This is a genomic window from Corallococcus macrosporus (genome assembly GCF_017302985.1).
GTDB classification, from domain to species: domain Bacteria; phylum Myxococcota; class Myxococcia; order Myxococcales; family Myxococcaceae; genus Corallococcus; species Corallococcus macrosporus_A.
The window spans coordinates 196,940-211,936 of sequence record NZ_JAFIMU010000007.1; the positions used below are offsets into that span (position 1 = coordinate 196,940).

Consider the following 14,997-nt stretch of genomic DNA (forward strand, 5'->3'; position numbering starts at 1 on the left):
CGCTCGCGTTCAGCGGCGCGCGTAGGAACCGGTGCGCAGCTCCTCGAGGAGGCTCGGTCCCTTGGGCGCCCAGCCAAGGAGCTTCTCCGCTTTCTGGGACGTGAACTGCTGATCCAGCGCCAGCGCGTCCGCGAAGGGGCCGAACTGCTTGCGCGCCTCCTCCAGCGGCCAGGCCTTCGTCTTGCCGGCCACGCCCGCTCCCTCGCTCGCCGCCTGGGCAATGTCCTTCACCTTCACGGGCTTGCCCTGCGTGGCCAGGAGCACCGTGCCCGAGGGGGCCTTCTCCACGGCGCGCACGTAGAGGTCCGCCAGGTCCTCCACGAACACCACCGGCCAGTGGTTCTCACCCGTGCCCACGTAGGTGACGGCGCCCGAGTCCTTCACGGACCCGGTGAGCATGGCGGGAATGCCGGTGCCCTGCCCGTAGACGACGCCCGGACGGATGACGATGCCGCGCACGCCCGGGGTGTTCAGCACGCGCTGCTCCACGCCGGGGCGCCACGCGACGAGCGGCGTGGCGTTCAGCGGCGAGTCCTCGTTGGCGACGCCCTGCGTGTGGCCGTGCACCCAGACACCGCTCGTGTAGAGGAACGTCTTGTTCGTGCCCTGGAGCGCGCCCAGCACCGCCGCCACGGCCGGCGTGTCCACGTCCTTGTCGTTGGCCGTCGCCGTCCAGAGGACCGCGTCCACGTCCTTCGCCACGGCCGCCAGCCCCGCCGGGTCCTTCAGGTCGCCCTGCGCCACCTGGACGCCCCTGGCGGCCAGCTTGCTCCGCGCGTCGTCCGACCGTGCCAGCCCCACCACCTGGTGGCCCGCGCGCTTGAGCGCGTCCACGACCGCCGCACCGATGTACCCCGTCGCGCCCGTCACAAGGATTCTCATGGTCCGCCCCTTCTTCCGATTCGGGTTCGCGCCCCCAGATGCGCTGCGGCCCTCCGGGTTTCACCCCGGCAGGAGGGAGGCATCCGGGGCGCGGATGGCCTACCCTGGGGCCCCATGAGCTTCGCCGACAAGCTGCGCGTCTGGATGCCCCTGCACGAGAACGGCGTCAGCCGCGCCGTGCACTTCGTGGGGGCCTACCTCTTCACCTTCGCCCTGCTGGTGCCCCTGTGCTGGGTGCGCGTGCCCGGCACGCCGCTGACCGCCGCGCACCTGCTGGTGGCCGCGGTGGCCCTGTACGCCGTGACGCTGGAGTGGACCGCCGGCCTGCTCATGGCCCTGCCGCTCATCCCCACGCTCCTCTCCGCCCAGGCCGTGGCCGGGCTGCCCACGGGGACGGCCGCGGGTATCGCCCTGGGCGTCATGGTCTTCCGTTTCGCGCTGGTGGTGGGCGCGCACGTCGTCTTCGAGAAGAAGACCCACGGCCTGTCCCTGGGCGGCCCGCTGCTCTTCTTCATCGAGCCCGTGTACCTGCTCACCCTGGTGCTCTTCTCCCTGGGCATGAAGCAGGACCTGCGCGCGCGCGTGGCCGCCAGCGCCTGAGGCGTCCAGGCCCTCAGGGCGCCCGGGCGTTCACCATGGCGATGCCCGCCAGGATGACGCCGATGGCCAGCAGCATGGGCAGCGTCAGGTGCTCGTTGAAGAAGAGCAGCCCGGACAGCACGCCCGTCGCGGAGACGACGTAGCCGAACTGGCTGAAGTACACCGGGTCCGCGACGCGCTGGAAGTGGAAGTACACGCGGTAGCCCAGGCTGGTGAAGACACACTGGGCCAGGATGACCGTCCAGCCCGCCATGCCCGGGCGGGTCAGCCCGCCGTTCGCCGCCAGCAGCGGCAGCAGCGCCAGCGCCCCGCCCAGCAGCATGCCGCCGGCCAGGAGGCTGGCGGACGCGCCCTTGGGCATGCGCAGCTTCCGGTACACGTTGCCGGCCGCGATGCTGATGGGCGTGCAGAGCGCCAGCGCCAGCCACCACGCGGAGCCCGAGCCGCCCGCCATGCCCCGCCCCAGCACCAGCAGGGCCGCGCCCCCCAGCCCCACCACGATGCCCGCCAGCCGCAGGGGCCGGTAGCGCTCGATGCCCAGGCCCCAGGCAAAGGCATACGTGAACAGCGGCGGCAGCGTGTACACCAGCGACGTCACGCTGGTGCCCACGCTCTGCATGACGATGAACGTGACGCTGTTGGGCACGGCGACGCTCAGCACCCCGGCGATGAGGCTGTAGGTCAGCACGGGCCGGGCCTCCGGCGCCGTGGCGGAGCCGCGCGCTCCCGCGAACGCCAGCGCGAGGCCGCTGCCCAGCGCCGGCCAGAAGGCGAAAGCCAGCGGCGACCAGCCCTCCGCGCGGGCCACGCGCGACATGGGGAGCATGCTGCCCAGCAGCACACCGGTGGCGACCAGCAGGAGCAGCGGCGCGTCTCCCAGCTGGCGCAGCCGGGTTCCGACAAGGGTGGGGCTGTTCATGGCAGGGCGTCCGTCAGAAGGTGGTGCCCAGCGCCAGCGCCGCGGCCCACAGGCCGTTGTCGGAGAAGGCGAAGCCCAGCGGCGCGTCCAGGTTCATCACCAGCCGCCCCTCCACGAAGCCCGCCGAGCCGTACACCCGGACATGCGGGATGAGCGCCAGGAAGGTGGGGTCCGCGCCCTCCGCCGCCGTGGAGACGAAGATGGCCTGGAAGGTGGAGCCCAGGAGGACGTGTGAGGTGAGGTCCACGCTCGCGGTGCCGGAGCCCTGGAAGACCGCGTCCACCCGCTGGCCGCGCTTCTCCGACAGCTGGGCGGACATGGGGACGCGCCCGTCCAGGCCGAAGCGCCACCGTCCCTGGCGCAGCGTCACGTCCGCCCAGGGCGTCAGGCCCAGCAGTCCCGGGGACACCAGGCTGAAGCCGCTGTTGCCGCGCAGCGTGGCCGCGCGCCGCAGCAGCGCCGTGCCGAAGTCGTCCGGGTCGGTGATGAGCGTGAAGGGCAGCACCAGGTTGCCACCCGCGCGGACCTTCAGCGCGCCGTCGTCGTGCAGCACGCCGCCCAGGCCCACGGACGGGTTGCCCGCCTGGAACGCGGTGGGGCCTCCCGCCCGCGACGGCGCGTAGGCGAACAGCCAGGCGGCGCTGAGGCTCAGGCGCTCCGACAGGGGAATGGAGCCGGAGATCGCGGGCGCGAACACCGTGGTGGGCTGCCCGTTGAGCGTCCCGGAGAAGGCATACGTCTCATAGAGCAGCGAGCTCGGAGGACGCGGCGCGGGCTCCACGGCCAGCGCCCGAGGGGCGGCGAAGAGCAGCGCGGCGGCGCTGAGACAGCGGATGAGAGGGTTCATGACGGAGGACTGCGTGAGAGAGGAAGGGAAAGACGAAGGTCACGGGACCGGGGACGCCCAGCTGGCGCCGAACTCGAGCAGCTCCCGGCCCAGGCCCAGGGCCATGCACAACGGAGCACTCAGCGTGCGCTCCGGAACCCCTGGTGCTTCTAAGGAAGCGGATGAACTCTCCGCGCCGGAGCGCGGCGCACAGTCAGGCTCCGGCTCGCTCGCGGCCCCGGCGGTGGACGGCGGACAGGCGGCATCGAACCGGCCATGCGGGGACCGAAGCTGGTGCGGCACGTCCGGCAGCGCCGCCGTCACCGCCCGGACGATGGGGTCTTGCCCATCGGAGACGACGCCGACGACGGGCACGTCCAGCGCGCGCACCAGCGTCTGGAGTTGCTCCACCAGGTCGCCGGCCCGCGCTTCCGGCAGGCTCCAGGCCGCCAGCACTTCTGAAGACAGACAGTCCCGCGCCACCCAGAGCACGGCGTTGCCCGCCTCCGGCACCAGGCCGCTCAGGGCCAGCACCACGCGGCCCAGCCTGCGCGTCACGGCCTGGAGGCGCGCGGGATCCAGTGAGCGTGGCGCCAGCAGGGCGTCATAGCGCTCCAGCAGGTTGGAGACGCTGCGCTCGGAGATGGGCACGTCCCGGGCGCGCAGGGCGGCGTGGATGGCGGGCACGCTGCGCTTCTCCTGGTGGCGCAGCGCCCCGATGAGGGCGATGACGTCCAGGCCGAACTCGTGCTCCGGCAGCACCCACAGCCCCTCCTCCTCCGCGCGGATGGCCTTCTGGCGCAGCGGACAGCCCTCGCGGTGACACACCCGCACCTGCACCTTGAGCGCGACGACGCCGTTGAGCGTCACCACGTTGCGGCGGGCCCGGTAGTCCGCGGGTGCTTGTCCGCCACAGGCGGCACACTGCCGCCGCCGATTGTCGAGCCCCACCCGCCGGCTGGCCGGGGGATGTCCGTTGGTCCGCGCCATGACGCCACTCCCTGGGAAGGCGGCACCGCCGCAGGCCGGTGCCAGACGTGGCTAGGGCGTGTTGCCCGCGGCCGACTTCACCGGCTGCGCCGGCTGCTTCTTCACGAGTTCGATCTCCAGCGTGATGGAGACCTCCTCCCCCACCGCCACGCCGCCCGTCTCCAGCGCCGCGTTCCACTTCAGGCCGAAGTCCTTGCGGGCAATCTTCGTGGTGGCCGTGCCGCCCCGCTTGACGTTGCCGTACGGGTCCTTCGACTCCACGTCGAAGCCGTCCAGCTGCAACACCACGGGCTTCTTCACGCCGCGGATGGTGAGGTCGCCCGTCAGCTTCAGGCCGTCGCCGGACTTCTCCACCTTCGTGGACTTGAACGTGAGCGTGGGGAACTTCTTCACGTCGAAGAAGTCCGGCCCGCGCAGGTGCTCGTCGCGCGAGGCGTCGTTGGTGGTGACGGTGGTCGCGTCGATGACCGCCTCCACCGACGACTTCGTCAGGTCCTTCTCGTCCAGTTGCACCGTGCCGGTCACCTTGGAGAAGGAGCCGCGCACGTTGGACACCATCATGTGCTTCACGGAGAAGAGCGCGGACGAGTTCGTCGGGTGGATGTCGTACGCGGTGGCGCCGGCCAGCGAGGGCACGGCGAGGGCGGCCACGAGGGCCAGGGACTTGAGGAACGACGTCATGGTGCGTGTCTCCAACGGGGGGGAAGAAGTGCGGTGGCTTCAGGTGGCGTAGATGCGCTTGTGGTCGCGCGTGCCCTGGTAGCGGAAGCCGGAGCCGGCGGCGTCCGCGGCGGGCCGCTCGTCCAGGTGCTCGCGCGCGCGCATCACGTCCTCGTACTCGGGGATGGACAGCGCGCGGCGGCGGGTGAGGCGGGCCTCCAGCCCCAGCGCCTTCACGCGCTCCTGCGCGCCGGCCTGCACCACGCCGCTGAAGAACTCCGCGCAGGACCCGCTGCCGTAGGAGAACAGGCCCACGCGCTGGCCGGTGAGGTCCTGGGACGCCGTGGACAGGAGGCTCGCCAGCGCCAGGTACATGGAGCCCGTGTAGATGTTGCCCACCTGCGACGGCAGCACCAGGCTGTTGCCCACCAGCCGGTCGAAGCTCGCGTCCGGCGCGGTGTCTCCGTCCAGCGTGCGCAGGTGCCGGTGCGCCTTGCGGGACATCTTCCCGTAGGGCACGTGGTAGACGAGCGCGGCGAAGCGGTCGCTGTACGCGCCCTCACCCGCGGGCTCCGCGGCGGACTCCTGGTAGGCCCGGTACGCGCCCTCCAGCGCGTCCAGGTAGCACTGCACGGAGTAGTGCCCGTCCACCAGCGCGTCCTTCGAGTACAGCGGACGCCAGAAATCCATCACGTCCTTGGAGTAGACGCCCGTCTTGCCCGCCTCCAGGGCCAGCAGCGCGGGCGTGTCCGAGACCAGCATCGCCACCGCGCCGGCGCCCTGCGTGGGCTCACCGGGCGTGCCCACGCCGTAGCGGGCGATGTCCGAGCACACGATGAGCGCCTTGCGGCCCTTCGCGCTGCCGGAGCGCACCCAGTCGAGCGCCATCTGGAGCGCCGCGGTGCCGCCGTAGCAGGCGTGCTTCGTCTCGAAGATGCGGCAGCGCGTGGGCAGCCCCAGGAGCCCCTGGACGTAGGAGGCCACCGGCTTGGAGTGGTCCACCGCCGTCTCCGTGCCCACCACCAGCAGGCCCACGTCCTCCGGCGAGCAGCCCGCGGACTCCAGCGCCATGCGCGCCGCGCGGGCCGCCAGCGTCACGGTGTCCTCGTTCACCAGGGGCACGCCCATGCGCGTCACCCCCAGGCCCTCCACGTACTTGCCGGGCGCCACGCCGCGCGCCATGGCCAGGTCCGCCAGCTCCACGTAGGTGTCCGGTACGGCGACCCCGATTGCTTCCAGTCCTGCCTGCATGATGTCCCCCTCGACTTGCTGCGAGATGTCTTCTTTTTCGCGCGCACGTCTCCCGTGCACCGCGGGCTGCGCGGTGTCCGGGGACGTGAGCGGAGGTGTCTGGGATTGCGGCCCGGCGCGAGACGGGCCCCTTCGCTTTGCGTCAGCCTCGCGCGTACGAGCCGCTGCGCAGCTCGTCGATGATGCCGGGGCCCTTGGGCGTCCAGCCCAGCAGCGACTGGGCCTTCTGGGCGGAGAAGCGCTGATCCAGCGCCAGCGCGTCCGCGAACGCGCCGAACTGCTTGCGCGCCTCCTCCAGCGGCCACGCCACCGTCTTGCCGCCCGCGCCCGCGCCCTCGCTGGCCGCCTGGGCAATGTCCTTGAGCTTCACGGCCGGGCCCTGCACGGCGACCAGCACGGTGCCCGCGGGGGCCTTCTCCACGGCGCGCACGTAGAGGTCCGCCAGGTCCTCCACGAACACCACCGGCCAGTGGTTCTCACCGGTGCCCACGAAGCGGGCCGCGCCGTCCTGCTTCGCGGAGGAGGTGAGCATGGAGGGGATGCCCACGGCGCGTCCGTAGACGATGCCCGGGCGGATGACGACGCCGCGCACGCCCGGCGTGTTCAGCGCGCGCTGCTCCACCGCCGGGCGCCAGGCCACCAGCGCCGCCGCGGCCAGCGGCGAGTCCTCCGTGACGACGGCGCCCTGCGTGTCGCCGTGCACCCAGACGCCGCTCGTGTAGACGAACGCCTTGTTCGTGCCCTTGAGCGCGTCCAGCACCGCCGCGACGGCGGGCGCGTCCACGGCCTCGCTGTTCGCCGTGGCCGTCCAGACGACCGCGTCCAGGTCCTTCACCAGCGCGGCCAGCCCCTTGGCGTCCGCCATGTCGCCCGCCACCGCCGGGATGCCGCGGGCGGTGAGCTTGTTGCGCGCGTCTTCGGAGCGCGCCAGCCCCAGGACCTGGTGGCCCGCCTGCTTGAGCGCGTCCACGACCGCCCCGCCGATGTAGCCCGTCGCGCCCGTCACAAGGATCTTCATGGTGTGCCTCTTCTCACGTTCAGGTTGCGTCATTCGACCGTCACACCCACGTCCTGGCCATCGTGGGCCCAGGCGTAGGAGCGCAGCAGCAGCTGCCACACGACTTCCAGCTCGGCCTCGTCGCGTGGACCAAAGAGCATGGGCGTCCCGGAGCGCGGATGCGGCATGCCCCAGCCCTGCTGGAACACCCGACGCGCCATCTCCGGAGGGAACGTCAGGTGCAGGCTGCCGTCCTCCGCCGGGTGGATGTGCGCGAACTCCGTCCCCACCTGGAACGCCGCGCGAGGCCCCCGCGACGCCTCCGGCCGCAGCCAGAAGGCACGCGCGCCCGGCACGGAGATGCCGCTCGGCGCCACGCGCACGTCCGGCAGCGCGGCGGCGCGGGTGAACAGGCGCTCCTGCAGGTCCGTGGGCGCAATCTGGCTCAGCTGCCGGTGCGCCAGCGGCGTCCCCGGCGGCGCGTCCGTCGTCTCCGGACGGGGCCCCTTGCGCACGGGCAGCCGGAAGGACGGCTCCGGCGTCGTGGACGCCAGCACCCTGGACGACAGGACCGCCGGCTCCGCGCGCTGCACGTCACCGGTCTGCGGCGTGCAGGACAGCGCGGTCAGCAGCAGCGCCGCCAGGCCCAGGAACACCGTGCGTGGGGAATCCATGACTTTCCTATAGAGCGCGTTGACGTCTGGACACTACGCGTCAATTGGAAAAGGATTGTTTCCTGGAGGTGACCAATCCCATGGAGCAGGTGGCGCCGTATTTCACGTTCGCGGAGGTGGTGCGCACCGGCAGCTTCACGGTGGCGGCGCGCTCGCTGGGGCTGTCCAAGGCGACCGTGAGCAAGCAGGTGATGGCGCTGGAGGAGGCGCTGGGCGTGCGGCTGTTGCAGCGCACCACGCGCAAGCTGTCGCCCACGGCGGAGGGCCGGGCGCTGGCGGCGCGGTGTCAGCGGATGACGCAGGAGCTGGAGGCGGCGAAGGCGGAGGTGCTGCTGTTGCGCCGCAAGCCTCGCGGCCCGCTGCGCGTGAGCATCCCCATGTCCTTCGGGCTGCTGCGGGTGCTGCCCGCCATGCCGGAGTTCCTGGAGCGCTACCCGGAGATTGAGTTGGACATCCAGCTGGATGACCGGGTGGTGGACCTGGTGGAGCAGGGCTTCGACGCGTGCATCCGCATCGCGCAGCTACCGGACTCGTCGCTGCTCGCGCGGAAGCTGGCGTCCAGCCGCCGCGTCATCTGCGCGACGCCCGCGTACCTGCACCGGCACGGCACGCCGCACCGGCCGGAGGACCTGCGCCAGCACCGCTGCCTCCAGTACACGTACCTGGCCTCCGGCGCCGCGTGGCGCCTGCGCGGCCCGGGCGACGTGGAGTCCCTGGTGGAGACCACCGGCACGCTGAAGGCCAACAGCAGCCTGGCCCTGAAGACGGCGGTGCTGGGCCACGCGGGCATCGCGCAGTTCCCGCTCTTCGCCGTGTGGGAGGAGCTGCGGGACGGACAGCTCGTGGAGGTGCTGGATGATTACACGCTCCCGGAGCTGTCCATCTGGGCCGTGCACGCGCAGGGGCGCACCGTCACGCCGAAGGTGGGCGCGTGGATGGACTTCCTGGCGCGGCGCTTCGCGGACGAGCCCGGGTGGAACCTGGGCGCCCAGGCGAAGCGCGGCGCCTGACTTCAGCCCTTGCGGGTGTTGCTCTGCCAGTCGTGGCGCATGCGCAGCTTGCTCAACTGCGCGGACGCCACCTGCGTGCGCGCGCCGTCCGGGGCCAGCTTCCAGGCGTGGCTCTGGGTGAAGATGACGTTGCGGCCGCCGCGCAGCACGGTGGCCTCGAACTCCACCACCGTGCCCAGCGGCGTGGCGGACAGCATCATCGCGTTGAAGTTGCTGGTGAGCGCGTACTCGTCCGGCCCCAGCATGGGCAGCGTGGCCAGCATGCTGACCACGTCCAGCATGGAGTAGATGACCCCGCCGTGCAGCGTGTGGCTGAGGTTGTCGATGGCCTCCGTGACGCGCAGGCGGCACTTGCAGAAGCCGGGGCGCTGCTCCAAGAGCTCCAGGCCGCAGTAGCGCTGGTAGGCGTGCTCCAGGAGGGCGCGGGAGTGCGCCAGGGCGTGCTCGCTCAGGTCCGTCGTCGTGTCGTTCGTCACAGGGTCCGTCCGATGATGTCCAGCATGACTTCCCGGGCGCCGCCGCCAATGCCCAGCAGGCGCGCGTCGCGGTAGATGCGCTCCACGCGCGAGGGTTCGACGCAGCCGTGCGCGCCGTGCAACTGCACCGCGTCGTGCGCGATGCGCTCCAGCACGTCCACGGCGGTGTTCTTCGCGATGGCGGCGCGTGCCGCCGTGAGCTGTCCTTCCGCCTGCCAGCGCACGGCCTGCTCCACGAAGACGCGCGCCACGGTCAATTCGGAGTGCCGCTCCGCCAGGCGCTGGCGCAGCACGGACTTGTCCAGGAGCGCTTCGGGCCCCACGCGCCGCTCGCGGCAGTGCTCCACGGTGTCGCGAAGGGCCAGCTCCGCGGAGGCGAGGGCCATCACCGCCAGGTTCAGCCGCTCCTGTTGCAGGCACTGCTGGAGGAGCCGTCCCGCCTCGCGGCCGTGGATGAGGAGGCGCGCGGGCGTGGACTCGAAGCGCAGGGCCGCGAGCGGCAGGCTGCGCCAGCCCAGGCACGCCAGCCGCGTGTGGCTCAGGCCCGGGGCGTTGCCCTCCACCAGGAACAGCGCCAGGGCCCCGTCCAGGAGCGCGCCCACCAGGAGCAGGTCCGCGCGGCCGCCGTTGCAGATGAAGCGCTTGTCGCCGGTGAGCCGGTGGCCGTCGCCGTGGGGTTCGGCGCGGCACTCGAAGGCGCGCAGGTCCGAGCCCGCCTGCGGCTCGGTCAGCGCGAGCACGATGCTCTTGTCGCCCCGGAGCACGGAGGGCACCACCCGGGCCGCCACCGCCGCGTCCGCGCCCTGCACCGCCTTGAGGCTGACGAAGTGGGAGCCGAGCCCCATGGTGATGCCCTGAGAGCCGCCCAGGGTCAGCTCCTCCACCAGCACCGCCAGCGCGCCCGGGTCGTCCGGGAGCCGCTCCGGGGAGTGCCCCAGCGACAGCAGGCCTGCCCTGCCCGCCTGCCGCCAGAGTGACAGCGGGTACGCGCCGTCGCGCTCCCACGCGTCCACGTGGGGCCGCACGTGGTCGTTGACGAAGGTGCGCACCCGTCCCCGGAAGTCTTCCGTCGTGGCGTCCATCTAGAACACCGTGCTCTGGGCCAGCTCCTGGAAGCGCTGGACGATGGGCGCGAGCCTCGCGGGGGACACCTCTCCCTCCGGCTCGAAGTAGTAGAGCCGGGTGAAGTCGTTCATCACCTGGAGCATCTCCCGCGAGCGCCGCGCGGCGCGGATTTCATAGCGCTGGAGCGCCGCCTCCAGGCTTTCGTCGCAGTGCCCCACCAGGGCCTGCGCCAGCATGAAGCCGTTCTCCAGGCCCAGCGTCAGCCCGTAGCCCAGGGTGGGCAGCATCGCGTGGATGCTGTCCCCCAGGAGCACCACCCGGCCCCGGAACCACTGCCCCTCGCCCGTCAGCGCCTTGAGCTTGTGGGTGAGGATGTCCTCCTCGGGCGTCTGGCCCATCATCCGCAACAGGTCCTGGGGCAGCGGCGCGAACAGCTCCAGCAGCCCCTGCCGGTCCAGCAGCGGCTGGTTGCGGTGCTGGTAGGCCGCGAACCAGTAGCGCAGCGACGTGGCCTTGTTCAGCGGGTACGTCACCACGCGCGAGTGCCGCGACGTGAAGATCTGACACCGGTCCGAATGCAGCAGCGGCGAGTCGAAGTTCACCACGCCCCGGCTGGCGACGAGGCCCGTGTCATGGGGCACGAGCCCCGGGTTGACGAAGGAGCGCGTCGTGGACGACACGCCGTCCGCGCCCACCGCGAGGTCGAAGTCGAAGCGGTGGCCGTTGGTGAAGGTGAGGCGCACCTGGTCGCCCACGTTTTCCAGCGACTCGCAGCCCATGCCGTAGTGGATGTCGTCCTCGTCCAGGCGGTCCGCGAGCAGGCGGAAGAGCTCCGTGCGCAGGAACATCATCGCGGGCGCGGGCAGCCCCAGCCCGGCCGGGCGCACCGGCTGGCTGTGGACCAGCCGCCCGTGCTTGTCGTGCGTGTCCAGGAACTCGATGGGCTGCCCCCGGGAGAGGAAGGCGCGGTCCTTGAGCACGAAGCGCAGCACCTGCATGGCCTGGGGCCAGACGTAGATGCCCGTCCCGGAGTCCCGGGGCCCCGTGCCGCGCTCGAAGACGACGCAGTCCACGCCCAGCCGCTTGAGCATGACGGCGCAGGCCAGCCCGTTGAGGCCCGCGCCGATGATGGCGACCCTCATGCCGCCTCCTCGCGGGCACTCCACAGGGGCTGGCTGGTGGACGCGCGCAGCGAGTACCGGTTCTGCAACAGGCACAGGCTGGTCAGCTCCATCAGCATGGGGTCCAGCAGGCCCTGCTCATGCGCGCTCAGCGTGGGCAGCTTCTCCAGCAGGCCGCGCACGCGCGCCGGGTCGAAGAAGGGCAGCGCGTCCAGCTCCGAGCCGTTCAGCACGTCGCGCACCAGCTGGTACAGCCGGCCCTTCTGCTGGAGCGTGGCGGGCGGTGCGCGGAAGTAGTGCTTCTTGCGCTTGTAGAGGGCGTCCGGCAGGTACGGCCGCATGGCCTCGCGGAAGACGTACTTCTCCGTGGAGCCGCGCACCTTCATCCAGACGGGCATCTGGCACGCCAGCTCCACCACGTGGTGGTCCAGCAGCGGCACGCGGCCCTCGATGCTGTGGGCCATCTCCATGCGGTCGCCCAGCGTGGTGAGCACGAAGTTGGGCAGGTACGACTTGGCCCACAGGTACATGGACTTGTGGACGGGGTCGCGCCCCTCCAGGTTGCGGTGATCCAACCGGTCGTAGAACTGGCGGTAGGGGTCGCTGCCCGCGAACTGCTCGCGGAAGTCCGGGCGGTAGAGCGCCTCCAGCGCCTTGAACCAGCCGGCCTGGTTGTCCAGCCAGGACACGCCGTGGGACAGCTGCTGGACCATCCAGTGGATGTCCTGGGGCATGTCCGGCTGGACATAGCCGTTCTCGCTCTCCTGGATGCGCTGGCGCAGCTTGGTGACGAGCGCCGGGTCCTGCCGCTCCGGGTTGTACAGCAGCATGTCGCGGCGGAAGTGCGGGTAGCCGGCGAACACCTCGTCGGCGCCCTCGCCGGTGAGGACGACCTTCATGCCCGCGTCGCGCACCGTCTCACTGAGGATGTACTTGGCCACGCCGTGCGCGTTGAAGAACGGCGTCTCGTTGTGCCAGAGCGCCTGCTCGAAGTGGTCCGCCAGGTCGTCCTGGGACACAGCCACGGTGTGGAAGCGCGCGCCGTTGTGCTCCGCGGCCAGCCGCGCGAACTTGTTCTCGTCGTAGTCATCCATGTCCGTGAAGGACAGGTTGAACGCGTCCAGCGGCTGGCCGGACAGCTGCGTGGCCACGCCCAGCATGGCGGAGGAGTCGATGCCGCCGCTCAGGTAGACGCCCATGGGCACGTCCGCGCGCAGGCGCAGGCGCACGGACTGCTCCACCGCGGCGCGGATGGCCTCCACCATGCCCTGCTCGTCCGCGGGGTCCGGCGCGTCCTGGCGGGCGAACTCCATGTCCCAGTAGCGGCCGTGGTGCAGGCCGCCGCTGTCCGCCATCACCCAGCACCCGGGCTGCACGCTCTTCACGCCCTTGAAGAGCGTGTGATCGCGCAGGTAGAAGGCGCGGCTCGCGTACGCGTGCTCGTCCCACTCCGCCGGGACGCCCGCGGCCAGGAGCGCCTTCACCTCCGAGGCGAAGTACCAGGCGCCCCGGTGCTGCGCGTAGAACATGGGCTTGATGCCCATGCGGTCGCGCACGGCGAGCATCAGGCGGCGCTGCCGGTCGAAGAGCAGGATGGCGAACTCGCCGCGCAGCTGCTTCAGGCCCGCCAGGCCCGAGCGGCGATACAGGTGCAGGGCAATCTCGCTGTCGGAGTCCGTCTTGAACTGGCACCCGAGCGCCTGGAGCTCGCGGCGGATCCGCTCGTGGTCGTACAGCTCGCCGTTGACCACCAGCGCGATGTCGCCCTCGTCCGCGACGATGGGCTGCCGGCCGTTGTCCAGACCGATGATGCTCAGCCGGACGTGGCCCAGCACCGCGCGGCCGGCCGGGTCATGCCACAGGCTGCGCTCGTCGGGGCCACGGTGGTGGAGGGTGGTCAGCGCGGTGAGGAGGCTCCGCTCGTCGAAGCCGGAGGGGGAACGCTGGTAGACGCCAATGAATCCGCACATAGCAGGGCCGCTTCCTTCAAATGGATATGTGTGTCCGTCAGCGCGCGAGACCCCGGGAAAGGCCTTCGACGGCTGGTCTGGCAATGGATTGCGAAACGGCTGGAGGAGCTGGCGCGTTCTCAGCCATGCCCCGGTCCAGCGAAGCTGTTCAGGCGGTCATCGAGTGCTTCCGGTACCGCGACAGTCTCTACCCATGATTCCCCCTCTGAAGCCCGGCCCACGGCGATCCATCGGCGGATGGTCTCACCGCGACCGACGGCCATTGGACATAACATCATCAAAAACAAATCGATAGCAGAAATCTCGTAACAACCCTCTTAACGAGGCAGCAGAAATCACCTGATGCAGATAACGCCTGTCTTGGTTCTACAGCTCATACACAGACATGCATTCACACGAGGATTGAGCCCGGGGCCCGGGCGGGGTTTGGTACGTCCTCCATGGAAGGCCCCGGCACCCTTGTCCGACATCCCGCTACGCGGTGGGCGCTGCTCGCCCTGCTGTCGCTGCTCCTGCTGTCCGCCGTTCCCCTGTCCGGGGTGACGTCGCGGGGGACGCTGAAGGAGGGCTACACCGATCACGTCCGCCACCCGTACGTGGTCTGGGTGGGGCTGCATCGCGGGCTCCAGGCCCTCTACACCGCGCCGCTGGGCGAGCTGCGCGAGGGCATCCCCTACCGGCAGGCCCTCGACGAATGGCTGGACGTGCCCTACGTGTATCCGCCCGGGGCGCTGGTGCTCTTCCTGCCCCTGGCGCTCGTGGGCGAGTGGGTGCCCATGTCGCCCCTGGCCTTCGGGCAGCTGTGCCTGCTGTACCTGCTCGTGTTCGCGCACGGGGCGCTCTACGCGGCGCTGCGGCTGCTGGACGGGCTCCCGGCGGGAGGCCGCTGGGCGGTGGGGTTCCTCTGCTGGCTGGAGCTGATGCGGCTGGCGCTCTACGGCCAGTATGACGGCGCGTGGCTCGTCTGCGGGGTGCTGGCGCTGGCGGCGCTCGCGAAGGACCGCCCGGTGGTGGCGCTCCGCTGGCTGGCGGTGGCGGCGCTGCTGCACTACCGGGCGCTCGTCCTCATCGCCGTGGGCGTGGTGGCGCTGTGGCGCGTGGTGCGCGGGCGGCCGGCGCGCCAGTGGCCGTGGGGCACGCTCTTCGGAGTCGCGGCGGCCGGGGTCCTCTGCGTGCGCACGTTCCTATGGATGGCGCCGCTGGCCGCCCGGACGGACGCGGCCACGCCCTCCATCCTGGGCGAGCCCGGCACGGTGGCCCTGGTGATGGGCCTGAGCGTGGCGGTGCTGGCGCTGTCCTGGCGCGGGGCGGATGGCCTGGTGACGGCATCGGTGGGGCTGGGCGTCGTGCTCGCGGTCATCGACACGCGCCACTGGTGGCATGCCTCCGCGCTGATGCTGGTGCCGCTGACCGTGGGCGTGCTGCGAGTGCCACGCTGGCCCACGGCGGTGCGCCTGGGGCTCGTCGTCTGGGCGGGGGTGCTGGAGATGGCCGTGTGGTACGGCAATCCCCTCTGGCTGTTCCGGGACCTCAACCGCTTCCTGCGGCTGGTGTGA

Annotated in this window: 15 protein-coding genes; 3 read left to right on the forward strand and 12 right to left on the reverse strand. The window is 71.3% G+C overall.

Annotated elements, in window-relative coordinates:
* Window positions 1-9: 9 nt before the first annotated feature.
* The gene (locus JYK02_RS13120; RefSeq protein WP_207051271.1) at window positions 10-882 is read right to left on the reverse strand and encodes an NAD-dependent epimerase/dehydratase family protein; all 873 of its coding nucleotides are present in this window, start codon (window positions 880-882) and stop codon (window positions 10-12) included.
* A gap of 114 nt (window positions 883-996) precedes the next feature.
* On the opposite strand from JYK02_RS13120, the gene JYK02_RS13125 reads away from it, so the two are divergent.
* Complete coding sequence (locus tag JYK02_RS13125) at window positions 997-1,482, forward strand: Mpo1-like protein (protein WP_207051272.1); 486 nt, start codon at window positions 997-999, stop codon at window positions 1,480-1,482.
* Between the two features lie 13 nt (window positions 1,483-1,495).
* Here JYK02_RS13125 and JYK02_RS13130 read toward each other — a convergent pair whose 3' ends face one another.
* The 7 genes from JYK02_RS13130 to JYK02_RS13160 form a co-directional block, all read right to left on the reverse strand.
* Window positions 1,496-2,401, reverse strand: a complete 906-nt coding sequence (locus tag JYK02_RS13130) for a DMT family transporter (RefSeq protein WP_207051273.1) — start codon at window positions 2,399-2,401, stop codon at window positions 1,496-1,498.
* 13 nt (window positions 2,402-2,414) lie between these two features.
* Window positions 2,415-3,248 (reverse strand): hypothetical protein, encoded by an 834-nt coding sequence (locus tag JYK02_RS13135; RefSeq protein ID WP_207051274.1) that lies wholly within the window; start codon window positions 3,246-3,248, stop codon window positions 2,415-2,417.
* A gap of 39 nt (window positions 3,249-3,287) precedes the next feature.
* Window positions 3,288-4,217 (reverse strand): hypothetical protein, encoded by a 930-nt coding sequence (locus JYK02_RS13140; RefSeq protein WP_207051275.1) that lies wholly within the window; start codon window positions 4,215-4,217, stop codon window positions 3,288-3,290.
* A 51-nt stretch (window positions 4,218-4,268) separates the two neighbouring features.
* On the reverse strand, window positions 4,269-4,898 hold the full coding sequence (locus JYK02_RS13145; protein ID WP_207051276.1) for a YceI family protein: 630 nt from the start codon (window positions 4,896-4,898) through the stop codon (window positions 4,269-4,271).
* Window positions 4,899-4,937: 39 nt separating this feature from the next.
* The gene (locus JYK02_RS13150; RefSeq protein WP_242588727.1) at window positions 4,938-6,128 is read right to left on the reverse strand and encodes a hydroxymethylglutaryl-CoA synthase; all 1,191 of its coding nucleotides are present in this window, start codon (window positions 6,126-6,128) and stop codon (window positions 4,938-4,940) included.
* A gap of 142 nt (window positions 6,129-6,270) precedes the next feature.
* The gene (locus JYK02_RS13155; protein WP_207051277.1) at window positions 6,271-7,146 is read right to left on the reverse strand and encodes an NAD-dependent epimerase/dehydratase family protein; all 876 of its coding nucleotides are present in this window, start codon (window positions 7,144-7,146) and stop codon (window positions 6,271-6,273) included.
* 29 nt (window positions 7,147-7,175) lie between these two features.
* On the reverse strand, window positions 7,176-7,799 hold the full coding sequence (locus JYK02_RS13160) for a luciferase family protein (protein ID WP_207051278.1): 624 nt from the start codon (window positions 7,797-7,799) through the stop codon (window positions 7,176-7,178).
* Window positions 7,800-7,867: 68 nt separating this feature from the next.
* On the opposite strand from JYK02_RS13160, the gene JYK02_RS13165 reads away from it, so the two are divergent.
* Window positions 7,868-8,809, forward strand: coding sequence for a LysR family transcriptional regulator (locus JYK02_RS13165; protein ID WP_347402481.1), 942 nt, complete (start codon window positions 7,868-7,870; stop codon window positions 8,807-8,809).
* 2 nt (window positions 8,810-8,811) lie between these two features.
* Here the strand turns inward: JYK02_RS13165 and JYK02_RS13170 are convergent, their stop codons facing one another.
* The 4 genes from JYK02_RS13170 to asnB are packed head-to-tail and all read right to left on the reverse strand — an operon-like array spanning window position 8,812 to window position 13,441.
* A complete protein-coding gene (locus JYK02_RS13170; protein ID WP_207051279.1) occupies window positions 8,812-9,285 on the reverse strand; it encodes a hotdog domain-containing protein in 474 nt (157 codons plus the stop codon).
* Window positions 9,282-10,367 (reverse strand): acyl-CoA dehydrogenase family protein, encoded by a 1,086-nt coding sequence (locus JYK02_RS13175; RefSeq protein ID WP_207051280.1) that lies wholly within the window; start codon window positions 10,365-10,367, stop codon window positions 9,282-9,284. The genes JYK02_RS13170 and JYK02_RS13175 overlap by 4 nt, the downstream gene beginning before the upstream one ends.
* Window positions 10,368-11,492: an FAD-dependent monooxygenase gene (locus JYK02_RS13180; RefSeq protein ID WP_207051281.1), complete on the reverse strand. Its 1,125-nt coding sequence runs from the start codon at window positions 11,490-11,492 to the stop codon at window positions 10,368-10,370.
* Window positions 11,489-13,441, reverse strand: a complete 1,953-nt coding sequence (gene asnB / locus JYK02_RS13185; protein WP_207051282.1) for an asparagine synthase (glutamine-hydrolyzing) — start codon at window positions 13,439-13,441, stop codon at window positions 11,489-11,491. The genes JYK02_RS13180 and asnB overlap by 4 nt, the downstream gene beginning before the upstream one ends.
* A 440-nt stretch (window positions 13,442-13,881) precedes the next feature.
* Between asnB and JYK02_RS13190 the strand changes: the two genes are divergently transcribed.
* Window positions 13,882-14,997, forward strand: a complete 1,116-nt coding sequence (locus tag JYK02_RS13190) for a hypothetical protein (protein WP_207051283.1) — start codon at window positions 13,882-13,884, stop codon at window positions 14,995-14,997.